24 protein-coding genes are annotated in these 24,373 nt (G+C 61.6%); 12 read left to right on the top strand and 12 right to left on the bottom strand.

Annotated features, from left to right (window positions below):
- Positions 1-42 precede the first annotated feature (42 nt).
- Positions 43-483, bottom strand: a complete 441-nt coding sequence (locus RE418_RS19580; RefSeq protein ID WP_089180846.1) for a DUF2569 domain-containing protein — start codon at positions 481-483, stop codon at positions 43-45.
- 222 nt (positions 484-705) lie between these two features.
- Between RE418_RS19580 and RE418_RS19575 the strand changes: the two genes are divergently transcribed.
- Positions 706-1,746 (top strand): oxidoreductase, encoded by a 1,041-nt coding sequence (locus tag RE418_RS19575; protein ID WP_089180847.1) that lies wholly within the window; start codon positions 706-708, stop codon positions 1,744-1,746.
- 72 nt (positions 1,747-1,818) lie between these two features.
- Positions 1,819-2,823, top strand: a complete 1,005-nt coding sequence (locus RE418_RS19570; protein ID WP_089180848.1) for a bile acid:sodium symporter family protein — start codon at positions 1,819-1,821, stop codon at positions 2,821-2,823.
- Positions 2,824-2,834: 11 nt separating this feature from the next.
- Here the strand turns inward: RE418_RS19570 and RE418_RS19565 are convergent, their stop codons facing one another.
- The 3 genes from RE418_RS19565 to RE418_RS19555 all read right to left on the bottom strand — a co-directional run bounded on the left by RE418_RS19565 (position 2,835) and on the right by RE418_RS19555 (position 5,380).
- The gene (locus RE418_RS19565) at positions 2,835-3,380 is read right to left on the bottom strand and encodes an AAA family ATPase (RefSeq protein WP_043143298.1); all 546 of its coding nucleotides are present in this window, start codon (positions 3,378-3,380) and stop codon (positions 2,835-2,837) included.
- A 110-nt stretch (positions 3,381-3,490) separates the two neighbouring features.
- Entirely contained in the window at positions 3,491-4,489 is a 999-nt protein-coding gene (gene add / locus RE418_RS19560) for an adenosine deaminase (RefSeq protein ID WP_016927887.1), read from the bottom strand.
- 135 nt (positions 4,490-4,624) lie between these two features.
- Positions 4,625-5,380 carry a DeoR/GlpR family DNA-binding transcription regulator gene (locus RE418_RS19555; protein ID WP_025302690.1) on the bottom strand — a complete coding sequence of 252 codons (756 nt, stop codon included), beginning with the start codon at positions 5,378-5,380 and terminating at the stop codon, positions 4,625-4,627.
- Between the two features lie 97 nt (positions 5,381-5,477).
- Between RE418_RS19555 and RE418_RS19550 the strand changes: the two genes are divergently transcribed.
- Both RE418_RS19550 and RE418_RS19545 read left to right on the top strand, forming a co-directional pair.
- Positions 5,478-6,074: an NUDIX domain-containing protein gene (locus RE418_RS19550; protein WP_089180849.1), complete on the top strand. Its 597-nt coding sequence runs from the start codon at positions 5,478-5,480 to the stop codon at positions 6,072-6,074.
- Entirely contained in the window at positions 6,071-6,439 is a 369-nt protein-coding gene (locus RE418_RS19545; protein ID WP_060432978.1) for a hypothetical protein, read from the top strand. Before RE418_RS19550 ends, RE418_RS19545 begins: the two co-directional genes overlap by 4 nt.
- 32 nt (positions 6,440-6,471) lie before the next feature.
- On the opposite strand, the gene RE418_RS19540 is transcribed toward RE418_RS19545, so the two are convergent.
- A complete protein-coding gene (locus RE418_RS19540) occupies positions 6,472-7,653 on the bottom strand; it encodes a MalY/PatB family protein (RefSeq protein ID WP_089180850.1) in 1,182 nt (393 codons plus the stop codon).
- Positions 7,646-9,265: a maltose/glucose-specific PTS transporter subunit IIBC gene (gene malX / locus RE418_RS19535; RefSeq protein WP_089180851.1), complete on the bottom strand. Its 1,620-nt coding sequence runs from the start codon at positions 9,263-9,265 to the stop codon at positions 7,646-7,648. Before malX ends, RE418_RS19540 begins: the two co-directional genes overlap by 8 nt.
- Positions 9,266-9,488: 223 nt before the next feature.
- Here malX and RE418_RS19530 point away from each other — a divergent pair, with 223 nt between their 5' ends.
- Entirely contained in the window at positions 9,489-10,520 is a 1,032-nt protein-coding gene (locus RE418_RS19530; protein ID WP_089180852.1) for a Mal regulon transcriptional regulator MalI, read from the top strand.
- Here RE418_RS19530 and RE418_RS19525 read toward each other — a convergent pair.
- Entirely contained in the window at positions 10,517-11,398 is an 882-nt protein-coding gene (locus tag RE418_RS19525; RefSeq protein ID WP_089180853.1) for a LysR family transcriptional regulator, read from the bottom strand. The two genes, RE418_RS19530 and RE418_RS19525, sit on opposite strands and share 4 nt — an antisense overlap.
- 206 nt (positions 11,399-11,604) lie before the next feature.
- Between RE418_RS19525 and blaSRT the strand changes: the two genes are divergently transcribed.
- Positions 11,605-12,741: an SRT/SST family class C beta-lactamase gene (gene blaSRT, locus RE418_RS19520; protein ID WP_089180854.1), complete on the top strand. Its 1,137-nt coding sequence runs from the start codon at positions 11,605-11,607 to the stop codon at positions 12,739-12,741.
- A gap of 26 nt (positions 12,742-12,767) precedes the next feature.
- On the opposite strand, the gene RE418_RS19515 is transcribed toward blaSRT, so the two are convergent.
- Complete coding sequence (locus RE418_RS19515; protein WP_089180855.1) at positions 12,768-13,676, bottom strand: LysR family transcriptional regulator; 909 nt, start codon at positions 13,674-13,676, stop codon at positions 12,768-12,770.
- A 102-nt stretch (positions 13,677-13,778) separates the two neighbouring features.
- Between RE418_RS19515 and RE418_RS19510 the strand changes: the two genes are divergently transcribed.
- Positions 13,779-14,942: a serine hydrolase gene (locus tag RE418_RS19510; RefSeq protein WP_089180856.1), complete on the top strand. Its 1,164-nt coding sequence runs from the start codon at positions 13,779-13,781 to the stop codon at positions 14,940-14,942.
- A gap of 44 nt (positions 14,943-14,986) precedes the next feature.
- On the opposite strand, the gene RE418_RS19505 is transcribed toward RE418_RS19510, so the two are convergent.
- On the bottom strand, positions 14,987-16,519 hold the full coding sequence (locus RE418_RS19505) for a YdgA family protein (RefSeq protein ID WP_025302700.1): 1,533 nt from the start codon (positions 16,517-16,519) through the stop codon (positions 14,987-14,989).
- A 140-nt stretch (positions 16,520-16,659) separates the two neighbouring features.
- Positions 16,660-17,838 (bottom strand): mannose-6-phosphate isomerase, encoded by a 1,179-nt coding sequence (gene manA, locus RE418_RS19500; RefSeq protein WP_025302701.1) that lies wholly within the window; start codon positions 17,836-17,838, stop codon positions 16,660-16,662.
- A 476-nt stretch (positions 17,839-18,314) separates the two neighbouring features.
- On the opposite strand from manA, the gene RE418_RS19495 reads away from it, so the two are divergent.
- Together RE418_RS19495 and fumC are read left to right on the top strand one after the other, a co-directional pair.
- Positions 18,315-18,647, top strand: coding sequence for a hypothetical protein (locus RE418_RS19495; RefSeq protein WP_043143286.1), 333 nt, complete (start codon positions 18,315-18,317; stop codon positions 18,645-18,647).
- Between the two features lie 230 nt (positions 18,648-18,877).
- Positions 18,878-20,275, top strand: a complete 1,398-nt coding sequence (fumC, locus tag RE418_RS19490) for a class II fumarate hydratase (RefSeq protein WP_025302703.1) — start codon at positions 18,878-18,880, stop codon at positions 20,273-20,275.
- Positions 20,276-20,324: 49 nt separating this feature from the next.
- Here fumC and RE418_RS19485 read toward each other — a convergent pair whose 3' ends face one another.
- Entirely contained in the window at positions 20,325-20,990 is a 666-nt protein-coding gene (locus RE418_RS19485; protein ID WP_089180859.1) for a peroxiredoxin-like family protein, read from the bottom strand.
- A 103-nt stretch (positions 20,991-21,093) separates the two neighbouring features.
- On the opposite strand from RE418_RS19485, the gene RE418_RS19480 reads away from it, so the two are divergent.
- The 3 genes from RE418_RS19480 (at position 21,094) to RE418_RS19470 (ending at position 23,134) form a co-directional block, all read left to right on the top strand.
- Positions 21,094-21,984 (top strand): LysR family transcriptional regulator, encoded by an 891-nt coding sequence (locus tag RE418_RS19480; RefSeq protein WP_089180860.1) that lies wholly within the window; start codon positions 21,094-21,096, stop codon positions 21,982-21,984.
- Between the two features lies 1 nt (position 21,985).
- Positions 21,986-22,675: a YafY family protein gene (locus RE418_RS19475; RefSeq protein WP_025302706.1), complete on the top strand. Its 690-nt coding sequence runs from the start codon at positions 21,986-21,988 to the stop codon at positions 22,673-22,675.
- Between the two features lie 90 nt (positions 22,676-22,765).
- Complete coding sequence (locus RE418_RS19470) at positions 22,766-23,134, top strand: VOC family protein (RefSeq protein WP_025302707.1); 369 nt, start codon at positions 22,766-22,768, stop codon at positions 23,132-23,134.
- Here RE418_RS19470 and tus read toward each other — a convergent pair.
- Complete coding sequence (tus, locus tag RE418_RS19465) at positions 23,124-24,062, bottom strand: DNA replication terminus site-binding protein (RefSeq protein WP_025302708.1); 939 nt, start codon at positions 24,060-24,062, stop codon at positions 23,124-23,126. The two genes, RE418_RS19470 and tus, sit on opposite strands and share 11 nt — an antisense overlap.
- Positions 24,063-24,373: the final 311 nt, after the last annotated feature.

Raw genomic sequence — 24,373 nt, 5'->3', positions numbered from 1 at the left:
AAATTTACACAAATCACCCAATAAAACGTGCTGCAACTCCCTTTAACGTTCGGTAAAGGTCCCTTTGACCCGCTGCGAACGCTTGATGTAAGGCACCAGCAGCGCCGCCATCAGCAGCGGCCAGCCGAGGCTGCGCACCGCCACTTCATCCGGCACCGGCGCAAAGGCGAAGGCTTTCACCGCCAGAATTACCGTGATCAGCAGCCATAACAAGAACAGCTTGGGGAAGCGCTGCGAGCGCTGGCAAAACAAAAACACCAGCCACAGGGTGAAGCACCACATCAAGAGCGTGGTCAGCACCGAAAAATACCACTGCAGGGTAAATGCCTGGGCGTTGGTCAACAGATAGTCGCGCGACTCGGGCATGAAGATCGCCATGGCGTACAGGAGCAGCATCAGGCTGGCGCTGAGCAGGGTGACGATCAGATAGGCCAACGGGGCCAGCAACCAACCGCCGATACGAGTGTATTCAGCTTGAGACATAAAGGCTTCCTGATTGAAACGGGGATCACAGGCGGCATAGCTTAGCGGGTAATATTGGCTTCGTCATCTCTATCAACCGGATAGCTCGGCATCGCGACGCCGGGCCGCACGTTTGGCTACGCCGGCCCCGCTTAGAATTAACATCTCATTTACTTCTTGTTCCATCCGGCCGCATGGTGTCAAATCGAAAGGGTCTGTCGTGAGCCAGCAAGAGGAAATCCCATGGCTGAGAAAATTCGTGTCGGGTTGGTCGGTTACGGCTACGCCGGCAAAACCTTTCATGCGCCGCTGATTGCCGGTACGCCGGGGCTGGAGCTGGCCGCCGTCTCCAGCAGCGATGCCGGCAAAGTGCACGCCGACTGGCCATCGATGGCGGTGGTGGGCGATGCGCAGGCGCTGTTCGCCGATCCGGCCCTCGATCTGATCGTAATTCCTACCCCCAACGATACCCATTTCCCGCTGGCGCAGCAGGCGCTGGCCGCCGGCAAGCACGTGGTGGTGGATAAACCGTTTACCGTGACATTGTCACAGGCGCAGGCGCTGCAACAGCAGGCGCAGCAGAGCGGTTTACTGCTGTCGGTGTTCCACAACCGCCGCTGGGACAGTGATTTCCTCACCCTTAAAGCGCTGCTGAATGAGGGGGCGCTGGGCGAGGTGGTGTATTTCGAGTCACATTTCGATCGCTATCGGCCGCAGGTGCGCCAGCGCTGGCGCGAACAGGGCGGCGTCGGCAGCGGTATCTGGTTCGATTTGGGGCCGCATCTGCTCGATCAGGCGCTGCAACTCTTCGGCAAACCCGAACGGCTGTTTGTCGATCTGGGTGAGCTGCGGCCGGGGGCGCAGGCGGTGGACTATTTCCACGCGCTGCTGAGCTATGGCGATCGCCGTGTGGTGCTGCACGCCAGCATGCTGGCTGCGGCAGAGAGCCCGCGCTACGTGGTGCACGGCACCCGTGGCAGCTATGTCAAATATGGCCTGGATCCGCAGGAAGACCGACTGAAGGCCGGTGAGCGCCTGCCACAGGCCGATTGGGGCTATGACATGCGCGATGGTGTAGTGACGCTGTCACGTGACGATCTGCTGGCTGAGAAACCGCTGCTCAATATTCCCGGCAATTACCCGGCTTATTACGCGGCGGTGCGCGACGCGATTGCCGGCATAGGCGAAAATCCGGTGCCGGCCGCCGACGCCATCGCGGTAATGGCATTGATCGAACTGGGGTTGGAATCGGCCCGGCTGCAGCAGGCGCTGCCGGTGGTCTGATCCCGTTCATTCCTCTGTGCCCGGCGCAACGTCGGGCCTTTTTACGACTTTACGTGCAAGGAAATCCGTTTCATGTCCTGGTTGCAGCGTTTGCGCATTGATAAATTTTTGCTGGTTCTGATTTTTGTGGTGATCGTCGCCTCGCTGTTCCCCTGCGAAGGCATCTGGAAAACCTTCTTTGAACACCTGACCACCGCCGCCATCGCGCTGCTGTTCTTTATGCACGGCGCCAAGCTGTCGCGCGAGGCGATCATCGCTGGCATGAGTCACTGGAAGCTGCACCTGCTGGTGTTCCTCAGCACCTTTGCGCTGTTCCCGCTGCTCGGGCTGGCGATGAACCTGCTGGTGCCGGGCATCATGACGCCGACGGTCTATCTCGGCTTCCTCTACCTGTGCGCGCTGCCGGCCACGGTGCAATCGGCCATCGCCTTTACGTCGGCGGCGGGCGGCAACGTGGCGGCGGCGATCTGCAGCGCCTCGGCATCGAGCATTCTCGGCGTGTTCCTGTCGCCGCTGCTGGTGGGGGCGTTGATGCATACCCAGGGCGGCAATACCGACGTATTGCACGCCATCGGTTCGATCATTCTGCAATTGATGGTGCCATTTGTGGTCGGTCACCTGGCGCGGCCATTGATCGGCAAGTGGGTCGATCGCCATCGCAAGTTGATCAACTTGACCGACCGTTCATCGATCCTGCTGGTGGTGTATACCGCATTCAGCGCGGCGGTGGTGGAAGGGATTTGGCACCGTATCGACGGTTGGTCGCTGCTGACTATCCTGGTGATGTCGCTGGTGCTGCTGACGGTGGTGCTGGTGATCAACACCTATGCGGCGCGCTGGCTGGGCTTCAACACCGCCGATGAGATCACCATCGTCTTCTGCGGCTCGAAAAAGAGCCTGGCGAACGGCATCCCGATGGCCAACGTGCTGTTCCCGGCCGCGGCGGTGGGCGCCATGGTGCTGCCGCTGATGATTTTCCACCAGGTTCAACTGATGGTGTGCGCGGTGCTGGCGCAGCGCTATGCGCGTAAAACCGCTAAACAGCGGGCCGAGGCGGAGGCGCTGGTGGCCAAATAGGCCGCAGGCCGCTAACGGTGGCTCAGCGCGTCGAGCAGAAAGTCGGCGCGCTCATCGGGTGAAACGCGCGGCAGCTCCTGCAGCCGATAGCCATAACGGCGATAGATGGCCACCATCGCCCGATAGGTCTGCTCGGCTTCGGCGAAAGACTGTTTCCTCTCGCTGTCCTGCGCATAAATCGCTCGCCACGGTGGGGTGATGAACACCGTATCGGCATAGCGAAAGGCGTCGATCGCCGCCGTTAAGGGGGCGGGGATCGATAATCCGCACAGCGTCAGGTAACCGGCGATATCCGGCAGGCCGCGATCGAAGAACCAACATGTTGCACCCGTCGCTTCGCGCCATGAATGCAGTTCCCAATCGAGCATCCGCTCGGCGAAAGCCTGACGATCGCCCCACGGTAGCGCATTACCCCCAATATTCACCTGATGCTGAATAATCGCCCGGCCCGCCTCCAAGGAGTGCGGGTAACCACGGCGATGAAGAACGTCGATGAGCGTGCTTTTGCCCGAACCCGGGCCGCCGGTCAGCACGATGCGGCGTAGTTTGTCAGACATACGGAATTCCTCTCTTGCCACAGAGTGATGGGGTGAAAACAGCGATAAAGACGAGCAGGCGGAAGAAAACGGGGGATGAGAAGAAGGCGCCGTTTGGCGCCTTGGGAGATTTAGCCCTGCACTTTGGCGCGCAGTGCCTGTTTTTCCTGTTCGCTGAGGAAAGCCAGCTTCAGGCCATTTTCCTGAGCGGTGCGGATTTCTTCCGGTGTCAGCCCGGCCTGCGGCGCGGCGACGCGGTATTCATGCTCGATCTCGATGCCCTGAACCGCCGGATCGTCGGTGTTGATCGACGCCAGCACGCCGTGGCGCAGGAAAGTGGCCAGCGGATGCTGCGCCAGCGACGGCACGGTGCTGGTCTGGATGTTGGAGGTCAGGCAGGACTCGATACCGATGCCGTGTTCCGCCAGGAAGTCCATCAGCGCTGGATCTTCGACCGCTTTCACCCCGTGGCCGATACGTTCGGCACCCAGCTCGCGGATCGCCTGCCAGATGCTTTCCGGGCCGGCGGCTTCGCCCGCGTGCACGGTGATGCGCAGGCCGGCGTCGCGCGCGCGGTTGAAGTGGCTGAGGAACAGGCTACCGGGGAAGCCCAGCTCATCGCCCGCCAAGTCCAGCGCGGTAATGCCGTCGCGGTGCGCCAGCAATCCTTCCAGCTCTTGCAGACAGGCAGCCTCGCCGAAGGTGCGGCTCATGATGCCGATCAGGCGAATGTCGATGTCGCGATCGCGGCAGCCCGAGCGGATCCCGTCGATCACCGCTTCCACCACGCCGGCGACCGGCAGCTGATGCTTCATCGCCATGTAGTAAGGGGAAAAACGCAGCTCGGCGTAGTGCAGGCCGGCGTTGGCGGCGTCCTCGACGTTTTCGTAAGCCACCCGGCGGCAGGCGTCCAGATCGCCCAGCACCGCCACGCCCCAGTCCAGTTTCTGCAGGAAGCTGACCAGGTCCGGTTCGGCATGGGTGATCTGCACGTGCGGGCGCAGGCTCTCCAAATCATTGGCCGGCAGGGCGAGATTGAACTGGCGACCGAGGTCGAGAATGGTCTGCGCGCGGATGTTGCCGTCGAGATGGCGGTGAATGTCGGTAAGCGGTAGGCGGGGATCGATCATGCTGGGCACTCGCTAATTTTCGTAGGTAAAGTGCAGAACAGTATAAAAACAAATGGATGAAACTTGCCATCGCGTTGCATAAAAAAGTGACGTGAATCACAAATAATGCGAGATATATCGCATTATCGTCGTGAATCAGGCTTTCAACACGCTGACGCCCGCCTGCTGCAACGGCGCGATCAGCGCGTCATCGGTAGCCCGCTCAACGATGATGGTGTGCGCCAGCGTAATATCGCCGATCGCATACTGCGAGGCGGCGTTAAGCTTGGCGGCGGAAGCCAGCACCACGGTTTCCGCCGCGCGGGCCGCCAGCGCGCGTTTGATGTAAGCCTCCTCCAGATCGCCGGTGCTCAGCCCCGCAGTGGGGTGTACGCCGGTCACGCCCATAAAATAGAGATCGGCGCGAATATGCGACATCGCTTCCACCGCGGCGGCGCCGACGCTGACGATCGAATGCTTGTACAGCCGGCCACCGATCAGAATCACCTCGACCGTGGGGTGATCGACCAGGCCCACGGCGACGCTGGGGCTGTGGGTGACGATGGTGGCGTTGAGGTTGGCCGGCAGTTGCCTGACCAGCTCTGCAGAGGTGGTGCCTCCGTCGATAATCACTACCTGGCCGGGGGCGATCAGCGCCGCTGCCGCTTTGGCGATCGCGCGTTTGGCGCCGGATTCCAACTGATTGCGTTCGGCAAAGCTGGCAATGGCGGAAGAAACCGGCAGGGCGCCGCCATGCACCCGCTGTAGCAACCCTTCGGCGTCCAATTCGCGCAGATCGCGCCGGACCGTATCTTCCGACAGCCCGAACATTTCGCTGAGCTGCTTGGCTAACACCTGGCCGTCCTGAGCCAGTTTTTCCAGGATGATTTTCTTGCGTTGGCTGGTCAACATGGCCATTTTCCTCTCAAATTTGGTTTGCACGAAATATCTTGATCATACACGAAACCGCACGATAGTATCAATTTCCTTCCTCTGGCGGAGTAAACCGATGATAGCCACTAAAGACAGGGTTCGCATTGTCGAAACCCGGGTGTTGTCCGATGACTGGTACCTGCTGAAAAAAACCACCTTTGATTTTCTGCGGCGCGACGGCGTCTGGCAGCGGCAAAGTCGCGAGACCTACGATCGCGGTGATGGCGCGGTCATTTTGCTGTTCAACCGGCAGGCGCAAACGGTGATCCTGACGCGCCAGTTCCGCTTTCCGGCCTTCGTCAACGGCCATGACGGCATGTTGATTGAGGCTGCCGCCGGGTTGCTGGACAACGCGTCGCCGGAGGCACGCATCCGCGCCGAAGCGGAAGAGGAAACCGGCTATTTCGTGCAGAGCGTGGAGAAAGTATTCGAAGCCTATATGAGCCCAGGCTCGGTCACCGAGAAGCTGCACTTTTTCGTCGGCGAATATCAGGCGGGCGACCGCATCAACGAGGGCGGCGGGGTGGCGGCGGAGGGGGAAGATCTGGAGGTGCTCGAGCTGCCGCTGGCGCAAGCCCTGCAGGCGATTCGCCAGGGCACGATCGTTGACGCCAAGACCATCATGCTGCTGCAGTTTGTCGCCTTGAACCGGACGTTGGAGGAAGAACGATGAAAGCACAACAAATCTTGATTGCCGGCCCTTATCGCAGCGGCACCGATGGCGATCCGCAGCGTATCGCCGCCAATCTGGCGCGCCTGGAACAGGCCGCGCTGGCGGTTTACCAGCGGGGGCACGTGCCGGTGATCGGCGAGTGGCTGGCGCTGCCTTTGGCTGCGGCGGCAGGTTCCACTCAGGTTGGCGATGCGGTGAGCGAGGCGTTTCTTTACCCGGTGGCGCATCAGCTGATTGCACAGTGTCAGGCGGTGTATCGCATCGAAGGGGCGTCTGCGGGGGCCGATAACGACGTGCGGCTGGCCAACGAGTGGGGATTGACGGTTTATCATCATCTGGAGGAGATCCCGTCTGTTCAGTCGTAACGCCGGGGCGGGCAGAGGCTCGCCCCCTCGCGTTATTGCTCGTCCAGCACCAACCTCAATCCGGCGATCAGCTTGTCCATGCCGGCCTCCAGCTTGCTGCGCGGGCAGCCGACGTTGAGACGCAGGAACCCGCGGCCTTCCTCGCCGTAGGTAAAGCCCGGCATGATCGCCACCTTTTCACGCTCGATCAGCACCTGCTGCAGCGCCCGATCGTCCACGGCCAGCGGCCGCAGATCGATCCAGGCCAGGTAGGTGGCCTGCGGCGGGCGCCAGCCCAGCGCGGGAAACGCCTGCTCCAGCCGCTCGGCGACGTAGGTCAGATTATCCTGCAGGTAGTCGCGCAGGGCGTCCAGCCAGGGTTCGCCGTGGCGGTAGGCGGCCACGTGCGCCGCCACCGCCAGCACCGCCGGCGAGGAGAGGCCATCGCGGGCTTTGAGCTGCTGGAAATAGGCTTCGCGGCTGGCGTCGTCACTGATAAAGCCGTAGGCGCCGGTCAGTGCCGGAATGTTGAAACTCTTGGAGCCGGAGGTCAGCAAGGCCCAGGCGCCGCTCGCCACCTGGCTCCACGGCGTATGGCGGTGTTCACCCCAGACCATGTCCATGTGGATTTCATCGCTGATCACGCGCACGTCATGGCGCTCGCACAGTTCGGCCATCTGCTGCAGCTCGTCGCGGCGCCACACTTTGCCGGTGGGGTTATGCGGGCTGCACAGCAACAGGATCTTGGTCTGCGGCCGCGCCAGCAGCGCTTCGAGATGCGCCATGTCGCAGCGCCAGTCGTCCCCGGCCTTGTGCAGCGGGCAGGCCAGCAGCTGGCGCTGGTTGGCGAGGATCACCTTGTAGAAGGCGTCATAGGCCGGGGTATGGGTCACCACATAGTCGCCCGGTATGGACCATTGGCGGATCAGCTGCGCCGCCATGTAGATAACGGAAGGGCCGTACACCGCCGTTGCGGTGTCGATAGCGATGTTGAAGCGTTGCTGATACCAGTGGCGCAGCGCGCCGAGAAAATCCTCATGCTGCCAGCGGCTGTAGCCCAGCACGCCGTGCTGCAGGCGTTGCTGCAACGCCTCGAGAATGCACGGCGCGGTGGCGAAATCCATATCGGAGATGGTGAACGGCAGCAGGTCGTCGCTGCCGAAACGATCGGCGATATAGTCCCACTGGGTGCACCAGGTGCCGTGGCGGTCGATCGGGGTGGAGAAATCAAACATGGGTGGCTCCCTGCAGCGCCGCGGCAGGTTGCGCCGTGGCTATCAGTGAGTCTAATTCATCCTTCACCGATTGCACCTGCGGACCGATCACCACCTGCAGATTATGGTCGTTGAGATGCACCACGCCGATGGCGCGGTGGGCCTTCAGCGCCGCGTCGTCCACCTGACTCATATCGTTGACCGACAGGCGCAGGCGGGTGATGCAGTTGTCCAGCGTGATAATGTTGCCCGGGCCGCCGAGCGCCGCCAGAATCGCCGGCACGTTGTAGCCGGATTTGCCCACCGCGCCACTCGTCGCGCTTTGGCTGACGGCGCTGTCGCTCTCACGGCCCGGCGTTTTGATGTTAAAACGCTGGATGGCGAAGCGGAAAATGGCGTAATAGCCGACGAACCAGACGGCGGCCACCACCGGCACCAGATACCACTTGGTGGCGGTGCCGTGCAGAATGCCGAACACCACGAAGTCGATGATGTTGCCGTCGGTGTTGCCGATGGTCACGCCCAGCAGCGCCATCACGGTAAAGCCCAACCCGGTGAGCAGCGCGTGGATCAGATACAGGAACGGCGCGACGAACAGGAACAGGAACTCGATCGGCTCGGTGGTGCCACCAACCACGCAGGCCACCACGCCGGAAATCAACAGCCCTTTGATTTTATGACGGTTCTCCGGCTTGGCGCAGTGGTACATCGCCAGCGCCGCGCCCGGCAGGCCGCCGAGAAACGCCGGCATTTTACCCTGCGACAGGAAGCGGGTGGCGCTCTCGGCGAAGCCGGTGGTGGTTGGACAGGAGAGCTGCGCCTGGAAGATGGTCAGGGCACCGCTGACGCTGTGGCCGCACACCTCCATGGTACCGCCCGCCTCGGTAAAGCGGATTAGCGCCACCAGAATGTGCTGCAGGCCGAACGGCAGCAGCAAGCGTTCGCCGGTGCCGAACAGCATCGGGCCAAAGGCGCCGGCGCTGTTGATCACCCAGCCCAGCCCGGTGATGCCGGCGGCGAACCACGGCCAGATCAGCGGGATCACCAGGCCGCACAGGCCCAGCACCACGGTGGTGACGATCGGTACGAAGCGCGTGCCGCCGAAGAACGCCAGTGCGTCCGGCAGGCGGATGGTGTGGAAGCGTTCATGCAGGCGATAGACGATGATGCCGACGATCACCGCGCCGAGGATACCGGTATCGATCGACTGAATGCCGAGGATGTTCTGGATATTGTTGGCTTTCAGCACCAGCGGATCGCTGGTGGGCAGCACGCCGGCGGCGGTCAGGTAGAAGTTGGTGCCCAGATTCAGCACGGCGAAGCCGACGAAGCCGGAGAAGGCGGCGACGCCCTTGTTCTCACGCGCCATGCCCAGCGGAATGGCGATGGCGAACATCACCGGCAGGAAGCTGAAGGCGAAGGAGCCTACCTTGCTCATCCAGGTAAAGATCAGCTGGAAGATCGGATGGCCGATAAACGGCATCAGGGTGATCACGTCGCGGCTGCTCAGCGAGCTGCCGATCCCCAGCATGATGCCGCAGAAAGAGAGCAAGGCGACGGGTAACATGAACGTTTTGCCCAGGCTCTGGAAGAACTCCCAGAGGGTGATTTTTTGTTTGTTGGCTGCTGACATAACCGACTTCTCCTGGCGAAAAGACGAGCAAAAAGGGGACTTCTGATTAGGTAAAAAGAAGATAAAACGTTTTACCTAGCAAAAATGCGCCGCCAATCACAAATCTGCCGCCCGGTTTTTGGCGACAATGCGGCAGGCAGTAAAACGTTTTACTGAGCTAACGGATTCGGTATACCCTTGATCATTACGGCGCGGGTTGCCCAGGAACGGGTTCGCAGAGACTATGAGCATCAAAAAAATCACCATCACCGATGTGGCGCAGCAGGCGGGCGTGTCGGTCACCACGGTTTCCCTGGTGTTGAGCGGCAAGGGGCGCATTTCGCCGACCACCGTCGAGAAGGTCAATCAGGCGATAGAGCAGCTGGGTTATGTGCGCAATCGCCAGGCGGCGACGCTGCGCGGCGGGGAGTCCGGAGTGATTGGCCTTATTCTGCGCGACATTTGCGAACCCTTCTATGCCGAAATGACCGCCGGTCTGAGCGAAGCGCTGGAGGCGCATGACAAGCTGCTGTTTTTGACGCAGAGCGGGCACGACGGCCAGGGCTTGCAGCGCGCGTTTGACGCGCTGCTGGCGCAGGGCGTTGACGGCATCGTGCTGGCGGGCGGCATTCGCGCGGCGGCTGGCCTGAAGGAGAAGGCGGCCGAGCAGGGCGTGCCGCTGGTCTGCGTCGCGCGCTCCAGCGGTCTCGATGGGGTGGACGTGGTACGGCCGGACAACATGCAGGCCGCCAAGCTGGCCACCGAATTTTTGATCAAACGCGGCCACAGCCAAATCGCCTACCTCGGCGGTCAGAGCGACTCGTTGACGCGCGCCGAGCGGCTGGGCGGTTTCTGCGCCACGCTGGTGCAGTACGGCTTGCCGTTTCGCAGCGAATGGATCGTCGAGTGCGATTGCCGGCAGCGCCAGGCGGCGGAAGCGGCGGAGCAACTGCTGCGCCACTACCCGAACATTACCGCCATCGTCTGCCACAAGGCGTCGGTGGCGCTCGGCGCCTATTTTGGTCTGGCGCGTAGCGGCCGCAGCATCGGCTCGGACGGGGTCGACGCCTACTACGGGCGGCAGGTGGCGCTGATCGGCTTCGGCGACGTGCCGGAAGCCGAACTGACCGAGCCGCCGCTGACCTTCGTCTCCAGCTCGGCGCGGGAAGTGGGGCGCAGTGCCGCCGCGCGCCTGCTGCAGCGCATCGGTGACGCTGACCTGCCGGCGCAGAACGTCATTCTGCCGCCGACGCTGATCCGGCGCGGTTCCGCCTAGCCCTGCCGCTGTTCCTCTTCCGCCTCCCGGCGGATCCAGCCGATAAAGGTTTTCATCGCCGGCGTCAGATCCCGCGATTTCAAATGGGTCAGCCAATAGGCGCCGAGCGCGGCCTCGGCGGCGAACGGCCGCTGCAACGCGCCGGCGGCCAGTTCGCGGCGGAACATGCTGACCGGCGCCAGCGCCACGCCGTCGCACTGGATAGCGCCTTCCACCATCAGCCTTGACGAGTCGAACACCGGGCCGTTGATCCGCCACGGCGTCACCTGTGCCGCCGCGAACCAGCGCTCCCATTCATCCTTGCGGTAGGTGCGCATCAGCTGCTCATGCTGCAGATCCTGCGGCGTACGCAGGCGCGCGGCGACCGCCGGCGGGCAGAGCACCGTCAGCGGCGCGTCGAACAGCTTGATATTGCAGGTGGCGGGCCAGAGGCCTTCGCCGAAGCGGATGGCGAAATCCATGCCGTCGGCCGACAGATTGACCAGATTGTTGTGGGTCAGCACCCGCAGATCGATAAACGGGTGCGCCGTGCGGAACGCCGCCAGCCGCGGCATCAGCCAGCCGACGGCGAAGGTGCCGACCACCGCCACCGTCAGCACCTCGTGGAAATGCCCGCCTTCGAACTGCTGCAGCACCGCCTCGATGTGGTCGAAGGCGTCGCTCAATACCGGCAGCAGCGCCTGGCCCTCTTCGGTCAGATCCAACCCGCGCGGCAGGCGGCGGAACAGCTGGATGCCCAGTTGTTCTTCCAGCATGCGTACCTGCTGGCTGACGGCGGCCTGGGTCACCCGCAGCTCCAGGCCGGCGCGGGTGAAGTTCAGGTGGCGGGCGGAGGATTCGAACGCCCGCAGGGCGTTGAGGGGAAGTCGATTGCGCATTGTCGATAGCCATAAGTTTTTCTTTATGCTGGCTGAAATTATTATCGCTTGTCAACCCGGCGGCAAAATCCGATATTTGGCGCGGCTGCTGAGAGTGTCGCGGCAGCCGTAAAGGAATGACATCATCAATCAGGGAAAGCGCCGTGTATAACGCCAACAAAAACTTTTGGCCGCGGCCGATACCCTGCAACCTAAGAGTTTCTATCATGACGAAAATGAACCGCCTGGCGGCCGCGCTGATCGCCGCACTGATCCTGCCGACCGCGCACGCCGCGCAGCAGCAGGATATCGACGCCATTATTCAGCCGCTGATGAAAAAATATGGCGTGCCGGGCATGGCGATCGCCGTGTCGGTTGACGGCAAACAGCAGGTTTACCCGTATGGCGTCGCCTCGAAGCAGACCGGCAAACCGATCACCGAGCAAACGTTGTTCGAAGTGGGCTCGCTGAGCAAAACCTTCACCGCGACGCTGGCGGTTTATGCGCAGCAGCAGGGCAAGCTGTCGTTTAAAGACCCGGCCAGCCACTACCTGCCCGAGCTGCGCGGCAGCGCCTTCGACGGCGTCAGCCTGCTGAATCTGGCGACCCACACCTCCGGCCTGCCGCTGTTCGTGCCGGACGACGTGACCAACAACGCCCAACTGATGGCGTACTACCGGGCCTGGCAGCCGAAACACCCGGTGGGCAGCTACCGCGTTTATTCCAACCTCGGCATCGGCATGCTGGGCATGATCGCCGCCAAGAGCCTCGACCAGCCGTTTATCCAGGCGATGGAACAGGGGATGCTGCCGGCGCTGGGCATGAGCCACACCTACGTTCAGGTGCCGGCGGCGCAGATGGCCAACTATGCGCAGGGCTACAGCAAGGACGATAAGCCGGTGCGGGTCAATCCCGGCCCGCTGGACGCCGAGTCTTACGGCATCAAGTCCAACGCCCGCGATCTGATTCGCTATCTGGACGCCAACCTGCTGCAGGTGAAGGTGGCGCAGCCGTGGCGCGACGCGCTGGCCGCGACGCACGTCGGTTATTACAAGGCGGGCGCGTTCACGCAGGATCTGATGTGGGAGAACTACCCGTATCCGGTGAAGCTGTCGCGTTTGGTTGAAGGCAACAACGCCGGGATGATCATGAACGGCACGCCGGCCACCGCCATCACGCCGCCGCAGCCGGAATTGCGCGCCGGCTGGTATAACAAAACCGGCTCTACCGGCGGTTTCTCCACCTACGCGGTGTTTATCCCGGCGAAGAATATCGCCGTGGTGATGTTGGCCAACAAGTGGTTCCCGAATGACGATCGCGTCGAGGCGGCTTACCACATCATCCAGGCGCTGGAGAAGCACTGACGCTCAGGGGCGACGGCGAGGCGCCCCTACCACCGATGCTGCCGTTCACGCCGCTCGCGCATGTAATCGATAAAGGCGCGCAGCTTGAGCGGCAGATGCCTGCCGGCGGGAAAGTAGATGAAAAATCCCGATGCCTCGCTGGCATACTCCGGCAGCACTTCCACCAGTTGCCCCTGCGCCAGTTCTTGCACCACCGTGCCCTGAAAACGCTGTGCGATACCCAGGCCCGCCAATGCCGCATCCTTGATCAACCGATCCTCGTTAAAGATCAAACTGCCGCTGACGTCCAGCGCGCGTTCATCGTCGCCCAGGCTGAAATACCAGGGCTCCATTTTTCCGCTGCCGGGAAAGCGGTAGCGCAGGCAGTGGTGAGCTGGCAGATCGTCCGGCGTGGCCGGTACGCCGCAGCGCGTCAGATAGTCGGGCGAGGCGACCAGCACCCGGCGCTGGCCGTTGTCGATTGGCACGGCGATCATGTCCTTTTGCAGCATCGCGTGCATGCGAATGCCGGCATCGAAACTGCCCAGCACCAGATCGGAAAAGCGGTCTTCGGTAAACAGCTCAAGCTGTACTTCGGGATAGCGCCGTTGAAATTCCGCCAGGTGCGGCATCACCAGCAGCGAAGCGGCCAGTTGCGGCAACGTGATGCGCAGCAGGCCCGCCGGCTGTGCGCCCAGGGTGCGCACGTCGTCTGCCGCCACGTCGATCTGGCTCATGGCCGGCGAGACCTTCTGATAGAACAACCGGCCCTCGTCGCTGAGGCGCACCGAGCGGCTGGTGCGGTGAAATAAGCGCACCCCCAGCTGATTCTCCAGCGCCTGAATGTTTTGTGACACCGCCGGCGGCGTGACGCCCAGTTGGTTGGCTGCGCGGGTAAAGTTGCCCAGGCGTGCGACGGCTTCGAAATAGGGCAGCAGTTGCAGGAGTGAACTCATCTATTAATAACCTGTGCTTAATGATTCATTAAATTATGCCTTATTTTAATTTATGAAGAACGTTTTAGACTGGTTTTACTTTCCCTCAGCGAGATAAAAATCATGTCGGCAACACAACGGGCGTTAACAGAACGGATCGCGGCGATCGATCAACAGGCGATGGCCGAAGGGCGCATCGTGGGCAGCGTGGTGCTGGTGGCGCGGCAGGGCGAGATTTGTTACGCCGGCGCGGCCGGTTATGCCGATCGCGAAGCGCGGCGGCCGATGCGGCGAGAAACGCAGTTTCGGCTGTCGTCGGTTTCCAAACCCTATACCACGCTGGCGGCGCTGCGCCTGATTGAACGGGGCAAGCTGAGCCTGGACGATGCGGTCAGCGACTGGCTGCCGTGGTTTACCCCGGCGCTGGCGGATGGCCGGCGCCCGACGATCAAGATCCGTCATTTGCTGAGTCATACCGCCGGGCTGGACTATCGGCTGAACCAACCGCCGGCAGGCGTTTACCATCAGTTGGGGATCCAGGACGGCGTGGAGCTGTCGACGCTGACGCTGGAGCAAAACCTGCGGCTGTTGGCGCAGGCACCGTTGCTGTCGGCGCCGGGGGAGCGTTTCAATTATTCGCTGGCGATCGACGTGCTTGGCGCCGTGCTGGAGCGGGTGACGGGTATGCCGCTGCCGCAGCTGTTTGTCGAATGGGTGGCGCAGCCGCTGGGGCTTGGCAATACGGCGTTCCATGCGACGGATGCCGCGAACCTGGCGACGCCGTATTACAACACGCCGCAAGGGCCGCAGCGCATGCATGAAGGCCTGCGGGTGGCGCTGCCGGAGGAGATGGCGGGGGGCGAGGTGCTGTTTTCACCCGCGCGGGCGCTTAACGCGGAGGCTTATCCTTCCGGCGGCGCGGGCATGGTCGGCGATGCCGACGATGTGCTGCAGCTGGTGGAAGCGTTGCGCAGCGGCGGGCAGGGCATCTTGCAGCCGGACACGGTGGCGTTGCTGCGCAGTCCGCATGTGGGGGCGCAGGCGCAAACGCAAGGGCCGGGCTGGGGATTTGGTTTCGGCGGCGCGCTGCTGGTGGACGCAGAAGCGGCGCAGACGCCGCAGCATGTCGGCACGCTGACCTGGGGCGGCGTTTATGGCCACAGCTGGTTCTTTGATCCACAGGCGCAGCTGAGCGTGGTGATACTGACCAACACCGCGTTTGAGGGCATGTGCGGCCGCTATCCGCAGCAGATCCGCGATGCGGTGTATGCGGCGCTGCAGGGGTAAATAAAAAGGGCCCCGCAGGGGGCCCTTGTCAGGCTTTCAGGCGATTACTGCGCCGGTGCCGGAGCGGGTTCCGCTTCCTGCGCCGGTTCAGCGTCTTCCGCCGGGGCGCCCAGCATGGCGAACTGGCCGATGAACTCCTGCAGAGACATCTTGTTGCCGTTCAGGTCAACCTGATTGTCAGCGTAGTGGAACTTGCTCGCGATCACGCCGTCTTTCTGGGTGGTCAGCTTGAACATCTGGCCCATGGCCGCCAGGCCCTGCACTTGCTGCTGCGCCAGTTTCTGCGCGTCTTCCTCATTGTAACCCTGCAACAGAGCGGTCTTCGCGGTCACTTCGGTGGCCATCGCTTCCGGAATGGTCAGGCTGAGATCCAGCTTTTTAACCGCCTGAGCGATCACTTGATCCGGCGACTGTGCTGGGGAGGCGGCCTTGCTCGGATCGGTCATCGCCAGATCCAGCGTGAAGAGGCTCTCACCCTTGCTGTTTTTCCAGCTCAGCGGGGCGATGCTGAGGCTTGGGTTGCCTTTCAGCAGCATCGGCAGGTTCTTTTGCAGCATCTCGGAGGTCTGCTGTTCGTAGACGTCCGGATCCAGGTTCTCGCCCTGCTGCAGCAGCGCCATGGTTTGGCGGTTGTAGCTGTCGGAGAAGTCTTTCAGCGCCTTGCCGTCGACGTTGTCGATTTTCAGCGTCAGTTTACCGGCGCCGAAGTCGTTGCCCTGCACCTTGAGCGCGTCCATGGTGTAATCGATCTGGCCGCCGATGTTGCTGCTGCCTTGCTCGCCGAACTTGCTCACCAGATTGAAACCGTCCAACGCCACGGTGTCTTTACCGTCGATCGTCAGTTTGAACTGTTTCAGGGTCATCGTCTGATCGCCGAGCTTCACGCCGAACTTGCTTTCGTTGCTGTTGCCTTTCAGGTTGAAGCCCTGGAAGGTGATCTGCTCGTTTTGGCCGAATTCGTTCGGGCTGGCGAACACGATAGTGTCGCTATTGGCGTCCAGCGCGAATTTTTTCAGATCGCGGGACACGTCGGCGTCAATGGTGGCGCCGCTGAATTTCAACGAAGATTTATCCTTCTGGTAGTCCAGTGGGATAAAGTCGATGGTGGACGCGGTATCGCCGCTGTACGAGATGCGCGAATCGGCGGTAAACAGCGATTTGCCTTTGGTGGTTTCAAACAGGCCTTTCACCGCCGGGGTGTTTTCCAGCTCGGTATGCACCGACGCCATGCTCGGCAGCAGGTTGAATTTTTTCAGCTGCGCGAACGGGAACGGACCGTGATCGATGGTTTCCAGGAACGCCACTTCTTCACCGGCTTTCAGCGCCGCGTTTTCACTGGTATCCGTGCCGTCGGAACGCAGCACATAACGCACTTTACTGCTGAACAGGCCGCGCTGGTAATTTTCATAGCTCAGCTTGACGCCGGCTTTCGGCAGGTAGGCTTTCAGTTGGCCGTTGGCGTTGTCGACGACTTCGCCCATGTGCTGCTCGATCTGTTTCCCGGTGTACCAGGATGCCCCGGTCCATGCTGCGCCAAGAACGACAATGACGCTGACAGCGACTAACGATTTTTTCATAGCTCTGTTTCATCCTTTTTTCTTATCACCCTCCGTTGCGTGGGAGGGGCAAATAGGGGCCGCCAAAAAACGCCCGCAGGCGTTTAATTGTGGGGGCAGCTCTCGCTTTCAGCAAGCAATTTGCTGAAATTTATCAACGGTTAGGCTAGTTGGTTATAAACCCGGGCGATGCGGCCGCTGCCGCTGACGTTGACCGGGGATTCGAAGGCGCCGATAAAGCAGGATTCACCCGGTTTGAGCGTCAGGCGCTGCCCGGATTTTTCCAGCGTCGCTTCGCCGCTGACGCAGAACACGATAGCCGCGCTCCGCTGTGCCAGCGCCTGCGGCGCGGCGGTCAAATCGTGCAGTGAGAAGGCGAAATCTTCCACCGGGATCGGGAAGAACAGCTCGTTGCCGCGCCGCTCCGGTTGGGTCAGCAGGCCGGAAGCCGGCTGCGGGCGAAACTGCAGGTTGGCCAGCAGCTCGGGCACGTCGATAAATTTCGGCGTCAGGCCGGCACGCAGCACGTTATCCGAGTTGGCCATCACTTCCAGCGCCACGCCTTTCAGGTAGGCGTGCGGCGTTTCGGCATACAGGAACATCGCTTCGCCCGGCGCGAGCTGCACCACGTTCAGCAGCAGCGGTGAGAACAGGCCGCTGTCGTCCGGATAGAAACCGGCGATGAACCGCACGGTATCCCAGGGTTCACCCTGCTGGTTGTTGAGCGCGGCTTTCAGCACGCCGAGCGCCAGCGACTTCTGCTCGCCGCTCATCGTCAACAGGCTGGCGAACAGGGTGGACAGATGGGCGGTGTCCGGCTGCTGCAGGAAGGCGGCGATATCGTGGTGCGCGCCGGCGATAGGTTGCAGCAGGGAAACGATATCGGCCAATTCACGAAAACCGTTCATCGCCAGGAACGGCGTCAGCGCGAACACCAGCTCGGGCTTGTGATTGGGATCTTTGTAGTTGCGTTCGGCGGCGCTCAGCGGGATGCCGGCGGCGTTCTCTTTCGCGAATCCGACCTCGGCCGCCGCTTTGCTCGGGTGGACCTGGATCGACAGCGGCTGATCGGCGCACAGCACTTTAAACAGGAACGGCAACTCGCCAAAACGGCTGGCGACGTTGGCGCCCAGCTGTTTTGGCTGGTCTTCGTCGATCAGATCGCGCAGCGAACGCAGTTCACCGTCGGCGCCCGGCACGCGGGAAGGGCTCTTGGGATGGGCGCCCATCCACAGTTCGGCCATCGGCTGATTATCCGGGTTGGCGATGCCGTAAAGACGGGTCAGCGCGTCGTGGCTGCCCCAAGCGTAATTCTGTACCGCGTTGGTCATTTTTTGCATGTCGATAAACGTCCTTCTGCGTCATTGCCGCACTATTGGCAATTAACCTTCTGATTTTATACGGTTAACTCAATCTATGCCGACGACCATCATACCCTCGCGTCGGCAGGAAAAATCATGGGCGCGATCAAAACATCGCCGGATAACGTCGCGCCCGGCAACGGGGCCAAAGTATAGCGTGATAACGATCGGCGTCTCAATTGGTGCGCAGGTCTCAACGCGGCCCAGAAAATCCGTCGCAAGATTATTCTTTGGGAGAATGGGTTATTGCCGATAGCCCGCTTATCCTGCGTCATTATTTATTCTTCAGCATGTCATACTATGTCGGCTGAATTTATTTTTTACCGTCTGAGCCATTCCCTTATTATTATTTTCGCGCTGCGCCGGGCGATCACACGTCGAGCTTAAACCGGCGCGTCAGACCCCTTTACCGTAACGGCCAATGAGTCGATTTAACGAAACAAGAGGTCTGTTGCATGAAAAAACTGTTGTTGTTGTTGGGCTTTTGCACCGGCGCAGCTCAGGCGGCGGTGATTGTCGCCTATCCCTACGCGGCTCCGCGCGCCGTGGTGATCGCGCCGGCCCCGATCGTCGTTGTACCCGCGCCGGTAGCGGTTCCCACCTCGATCGCACCCGTGGCGCATCCGCTGGCACTTACCGCCGGCGTGGTGGCGACCGGGGCGTATCGGCATAATGAACGGCAGGACGCCTATGACGAGATCAATCATCTGCAGCAACAACGTATCGATGAGCTCAATCATTTACAGGCGCAACGCATCAATAATTTTAATTCGCGTCATCCGCGCTAATGGCTACCCACACTTTTATTCTCCGGACTCATTTCCGGCCGTTTATTTCGGCGCGGGTTAACCGGCGGAAAATAACCGCGTCATTGATGGGTAAAAGAGATGAAACGTGCTGTGAGATAACTCTCTTAATGCGAATAGTTATTATGTCACTATACTGGGAGTGCATGCCGACGGGGGGTAGCGCGTCGGCCTAACCCTACAATTTTAGGAATTATGCTAAGGAGATCATGATGGCAGGCGTTCGTATCGAAAAAGACTCTATGGGCCCCATCGAAGTCGCGGCCGACAAGCTGTGGGGCGCGCAAACCCAGCGTTCGTTGGCACATTTCCGTATTTCCTCCGAAAAGATGCCGACCGCGCTGATCCACGCGCTGGCGTTGACCAAGCGCGCCGCCGCGCAGGTGAACGTGGATCTGGGGCTGCTACCGGCCGAGCGGGGTGCCGCCATCATCAACGCCGCCGACGAAGTGCTGGCGGATCGTCATGCTGACCAGTTCCCGCTGTCCATCTGGCAAACCGGCTCCGGTACCCAGACCAACATGAACATGAACGAAGTGTTGGCCAATCGCGCCAGCGAGCTACTGGGCGGCGTGCGCGGTGAAGAGCGCAAGGTGCATCCGAACGACGACGTCAATAAAAGCCAGAGCTCCAACGACGTGTTTCCCACCGCGATGCACGTGGCGGCGGTGATTGCGCTGCGCGAGCACCTGATCCCCGAGCTGAAAGTGCTGCACAAGACGCTGAGCGACAAGGCCGAAGCCTACCGCGACATCGTTAAAATCGGCCGCACCCACCTGCAGGACGCCACGCCGCTGACCCTGGGGCAGGAAATCTCTGGCTGGGCGGCGATGCTGGCGCACAATCTGAAACACATCGAGGACAGTATTCCGCACATCGCCGAGCTGGCGCTGGGCGGCACGGCGGTCGGCACCGGCCTGAATACCCATCCGGAGTACGCGGTGCGCGTCGCTAAAGCGCTGGCGGAATTGACCCATCAGCCGTTCGTCACCGCGCCGAACAAGTTCGAAGCGCTGGCGACCTGCGATGCGCTGGTGCAAGGGCATGGCGCGCTGAAAGGGCTGGCGGCTTCGCTGATGAAGATCGCCAACGACGTGCGCTGGCTGGCGTCTGGCCCGCGCTGCGGCATCGGCGAGATCTCGATCCCGGAGAACGAGCCGGGCAGCTCCATCATGCCGGGCAAAGTCAACCCGACCCAGTGTGAAGCGATGACCATGCTGTGCGCGCAGGTGCTGGGCAACGACGTGGCGGTGAACATCGGCGGGGCTTCCGGCAACTTCGAGCTGAACGTGTTCCGCCCGATGGTGATCCACAACTACCTGCAGTCGATCCGCCTGCTGGCCGACGGTATGCAGGGCTTCAACGAGCACTGCGCGGTGGGCATCGAACCGAACCGCGATCGCATTACCCAGTTGCTGAATGAATCGCTGATGCTGGTGACGGCGCTCAACACCCATATCGGTTATGACAAAGCGGCGGAAATCGCCAAGAAAGCGCACAAGGAAGGGCTGACGTTGAAAGCCGCAGCGCTGAAGCTCGGCTATCTGACCGAAGCGCAGTTCGATGAATGGGTACGCCCGGAGGCGATGGTCGGCAGCATGCAGAAGTAACCGCGTTCATCACCATCTCTTAACGGGGCGCGTTTGCGCCCCGTCTTTATCAGGCCAATCCTTCCAGCACCGACAACAGCGCCTGCGGCTCCGGCCGCCGGGTGTAATCGGCGTGCGCTTCGGCATAGGCAATACGGCCATCGGGAGTAATGACGAACCGTGCCGGCAGCGGCAGCGTCCAGCTGTCATCCTGGTTGAACTGCGCCAGATCGAGGCCGAGCCGCTGTTGATAGAGGGCGAGCAGCGCGTCCGGCAGGCGGTAACGCAGGCCGAATTGAGCCGCCAGGCGGTTGCCTGCATCGCTGAGTAGCGGAAAGGTGAGATCGTGATCGCGCACGGCCTGGCGGTTATGCACCGCGCTCTGCGGTGAAATGGCCACGAGCTGCGCGCCGTGATGCGTGATGGCGGGGAGTGCGGCCTGCAGCGCCTGCAGATCGAGCGTACAGTAAGGGCACCAGACCCCGCGATAGAAACTGATGACCAGTGGGCCCTGCGCCAACAGCGCCGCGGAAGAGCATGGCCGGTTTTCGCTGTCCGGTAGGATAAAGCCGGGCGCGGCGTCGCCGACCGTCAGCGCGCATTCGGTAATGCCCGACGCGATCTGCGCCTGGATCGCCTCACGCATCAGCGCGTGATCTTGCGCCGCGAGTTTGAACGGCAGTTGGTCGGTTTCGAATGCCACTTTGAAGGCATCGAGTTTGTCTTGCAGTGTCATGCGTTCTCCTGATGGGAATGAGGGGGAGCGCTCATCTTGCCCATTCCTAAATGGCGCGTGTAGACTGCAATAAATGCTAACCGTTATTCCATCAAGGAATGTCATGGGTAAATTTGCCGATTACGAAACCTATGCCTGCGTTTACGAGAGCGGTTCCTTTACCGCGGCAGCGCGGCGGCTGCACGTGGGGCAGCCGGCAGTCTCAAAAGCGGTGGCGCGGCTGGAACAGCAGCTCGGCACGCGCCTGATGCTGCGCTCGACCCACGGCCTGCAGCCGACGGATGCGGGACAGCAGCTGTATCAACGCACCCGACGTATCCTTAACGAGCTGGCGGAGACCGAAGCGCTGGTGCAGAGCGCTGGCGAGACCCTGAGCGGCCGGCTTCGGGTCGCTTCGGCGGCGGTGTTCGCCCGCATCGTTCCCTTGCCTGATTTGACGGCGTTTATGCGCGCCAATCCGCGGTTGAACGTCGATCTGCTGCTGGATGACGGCAATTTGTCGCTGATTGAAGAGGGCATCGATATTGCCCTGTGTATTGGCGAATTGGAGGATTCCGGCTTTACCGCCCGCAAGCTGGGTGAGGTAAAGCAATGCGTGATCGGCACGCCCGGCTATTTTGCCGCTGCCGGTATGCCGCAGCGGCCGGAAGATCTGTTGCAGCATGAGATGGTGATTTACCATCACCGTGGCGGCGGCGAGCAGTGGCGCTTCAGCCGTGGAGAGGAACAGCGCATGCTGCGGCTGTCAGGGCGCATGCGGGTCAACGCGGCGGAGTGCGTGCGCGAGCTGGTGATGGCGGACTTCGGTGCTACCGTCGCCAGCGAAGGCATGTTTCGCAACGAGCTGCAAAGCGGGGCGGCGATTGCGGCCTTAGCGGACTGGCAACTGCCGCCGCTGGCGCTGTGGGCGGTGTTCCCCGGCGGCCATTTCGTTTCGGCCAAGGCGCGGGCCTTTGCCGATTTTGTCCAAACCGCGTTATGCAGGGAGCCGTGATATGTCGCGCGCACAACGTTTACTCGATCTGATGCAGCTGTTGCGTAGCCACCGTTATCCTGTAGCGGGCCATGCGCTGGCGCAGACGCTGGGCATCAGCATGCGCACGCTGTACCGCGATATCGCCACGCTGCAGCAGCAGGGGGCGGAGATCGCCGGCGAGGCGGGCGTCGGTTATGTGCTGCGCCCCGGCTTCATGCTACCGCCGCTGATGTTCTCGCAGGCGGAGACAGAAGCACTGGTGCTGGGGATGCGCTGGGTCAGCCGCCACGGCGACAGTCAGCTGGCGAGTGCGGCGGGCCAGGCGCTGGCCAAGATCGCCGACGTGCTGCCGCCGGCACTGCGGGAGGAGCTTGAGGCCAACACGCTGTTGATAGCGCCGGTTCAGGCGCCGCCGGTGGCGGATGAGCTGCGGGTGCTGATCCGTGACACCATCCGCCGCGAGCGCAAGCTGCATATCGACTATCTTGACCTGGCGGGGCAGCGCAGCGAACGCCTGTTGTGGCCCTTTGCACTGGGTTTTTTCGACCAGTTCCAGATGTTGGTCGCCTGGTGCGAGCTGCGCCAGGCCTTTCGTCATTTTCGCCTCGATCGCATCCAGGCCGCCACGCCGTTGGAACCGCGCTATCCGCGCGGACGGCGGCGGCTGCTGAAAGAGTGGCGCCTCAGCGAGGGCATTGCGGAGCAATAGCGGCACGCTGCTGCCATAAACTGTCAGTCGCGCGCCTTAGTCTGTGCCTATCGGGAACCGGCCGGTTCCCATCATCCAGAGGACAGACCGATGACCCTTCCCAGCATGACCCTGCTTTACGTCGACAACCCGCTGAACAGTGCCGCCTTTTATCAACGTTTACTGGGACAGGCGCCGGTAGAGCTTTCTCCCGGCTTCGCCCTGTTTGTGCTCAACAACGGTTTCAAGCTGGGGATGTGGGCCAAACAGGGGGTAAAACCCGCTGCCACGTTGACCGGCGGCGGCGGTGAGCTGGGCTTCTTGTGCCAGGATCCGCATGAGGTCGAAGCGCGCTATAACCAGTGGCGCGAACTCGGGCTGCCTATCGAGCAAACGCCGACCGAGATGGAATTCGGTTACACCTTCGTCGCGCGGGATCCGGACGGCCATCGCCTGCGAGTATATGCCCTCAGCGAGTAGCGTCATCGGCATACAGGTGCAAGCGCGGCACCAGCAGCCGCAGCGGTCGGGCGTCGGGTTTGTAACGGTGTTTCACCGCGTCGACGTCGTAGTTGAGCAGCTCGCCAATCTTAGGCACTGCGGCGCCGCTCTCTACCTGACACAGGGCGATCAGCGGCAGCGGGCAGGGGTGCTGCACCTGCTTTTGCTGCTGCTGATACCACACGCGGGCGATAGGTTGTACTTTGACCGGCCGCTTGATTTTCAGCGTCGCGTACTGCGGCAGACGGCTGACATCGTCTATTTCGCGGCTGACCAGGGCGGCCCACTGTTCACGGCTGTGCGGCGGCACCGCGCGGCCGGCTTTCAGGCTTTTCTCCAGCTGCGCCAGGATGTCGTCCCGCTTGACGTTTTTGATGATGTGCTTGTTGGCCCAGCCGAAGCGCACCGAGTCGGGGTTGGTCAGGGCGGTGAGGGTGCGGTAGGCGCTGAGGGTAATCAGCCCGTGCAGATGGGTGTGTACGAACTCGAAACGCTGCTCCGGCGCCAGACCGGAATCGACGGTGATAATCTGCTCCAGTTCGCCCTTCAGGCGGTTGATCAGCGCCAGCTGCGCCTGCAGCGCCTGATACTCCGGTTGCTCCACCGCCAGACAGATAACGCCGGGCAGCCGCACGGCGGCCTTGCTGCTGACATTCTCCCGGTTATGGTGGATGAACAGCCGCTGATAATGCTCCAGCGCCAGATCGCGCGCCGCTTGTCCCACATGCTGTTCGACCGCGATATGCGAGATAGCCTGATGTTCCTGGCCTTTTTCAACCTCCGGCAGGCTGAACACCCGCGCTGCCAGCAAGCGCAGCGGGGTGATCTGCTGCTGCAATGCGCCCAGCGCCTGCTCTAGCTCGACAAAGCAGGCATTCATTCGGCCAATCACATCGTATCTGCTCATCGTACGCTCCTATTTTAGTTACAACATACTATAGGAGAGTAGCAGGCTGGGGGCAACATCGGCGATGGGGAAATACTCGGCTTAACTGCCCGCCCGGCTTACCAGGGGGAAATAGGGCGGGTAGCAGGGGGAAATAGGGCGGGTAGCAGGGGGAATTCTCTCGCTCGTCTGCCACACATGCGGGTAAGCGTGATTGTCGAAAATAAACCTGGTCTTCTTATGGTTTTGATTCATGGATGAATTTTTTCCCGCTCGTTTATTTTTTGTTTAGTCCATTTCTCGTTTGCCGTTGTCCAATCGCTGGAACAAAC

Source organism: Serratia sp. szju (genome assembly GCF_044594185.1).
GTDB lineage: Bacteria > Pseudomonadota > Gammaproteobacteria > Enterobacterales > Enterobacteriaceae > Serratia > Serratia bockelmannii.
This window is presented reverse-complemented; position numbering and strand designations above follow the sequence as displayed.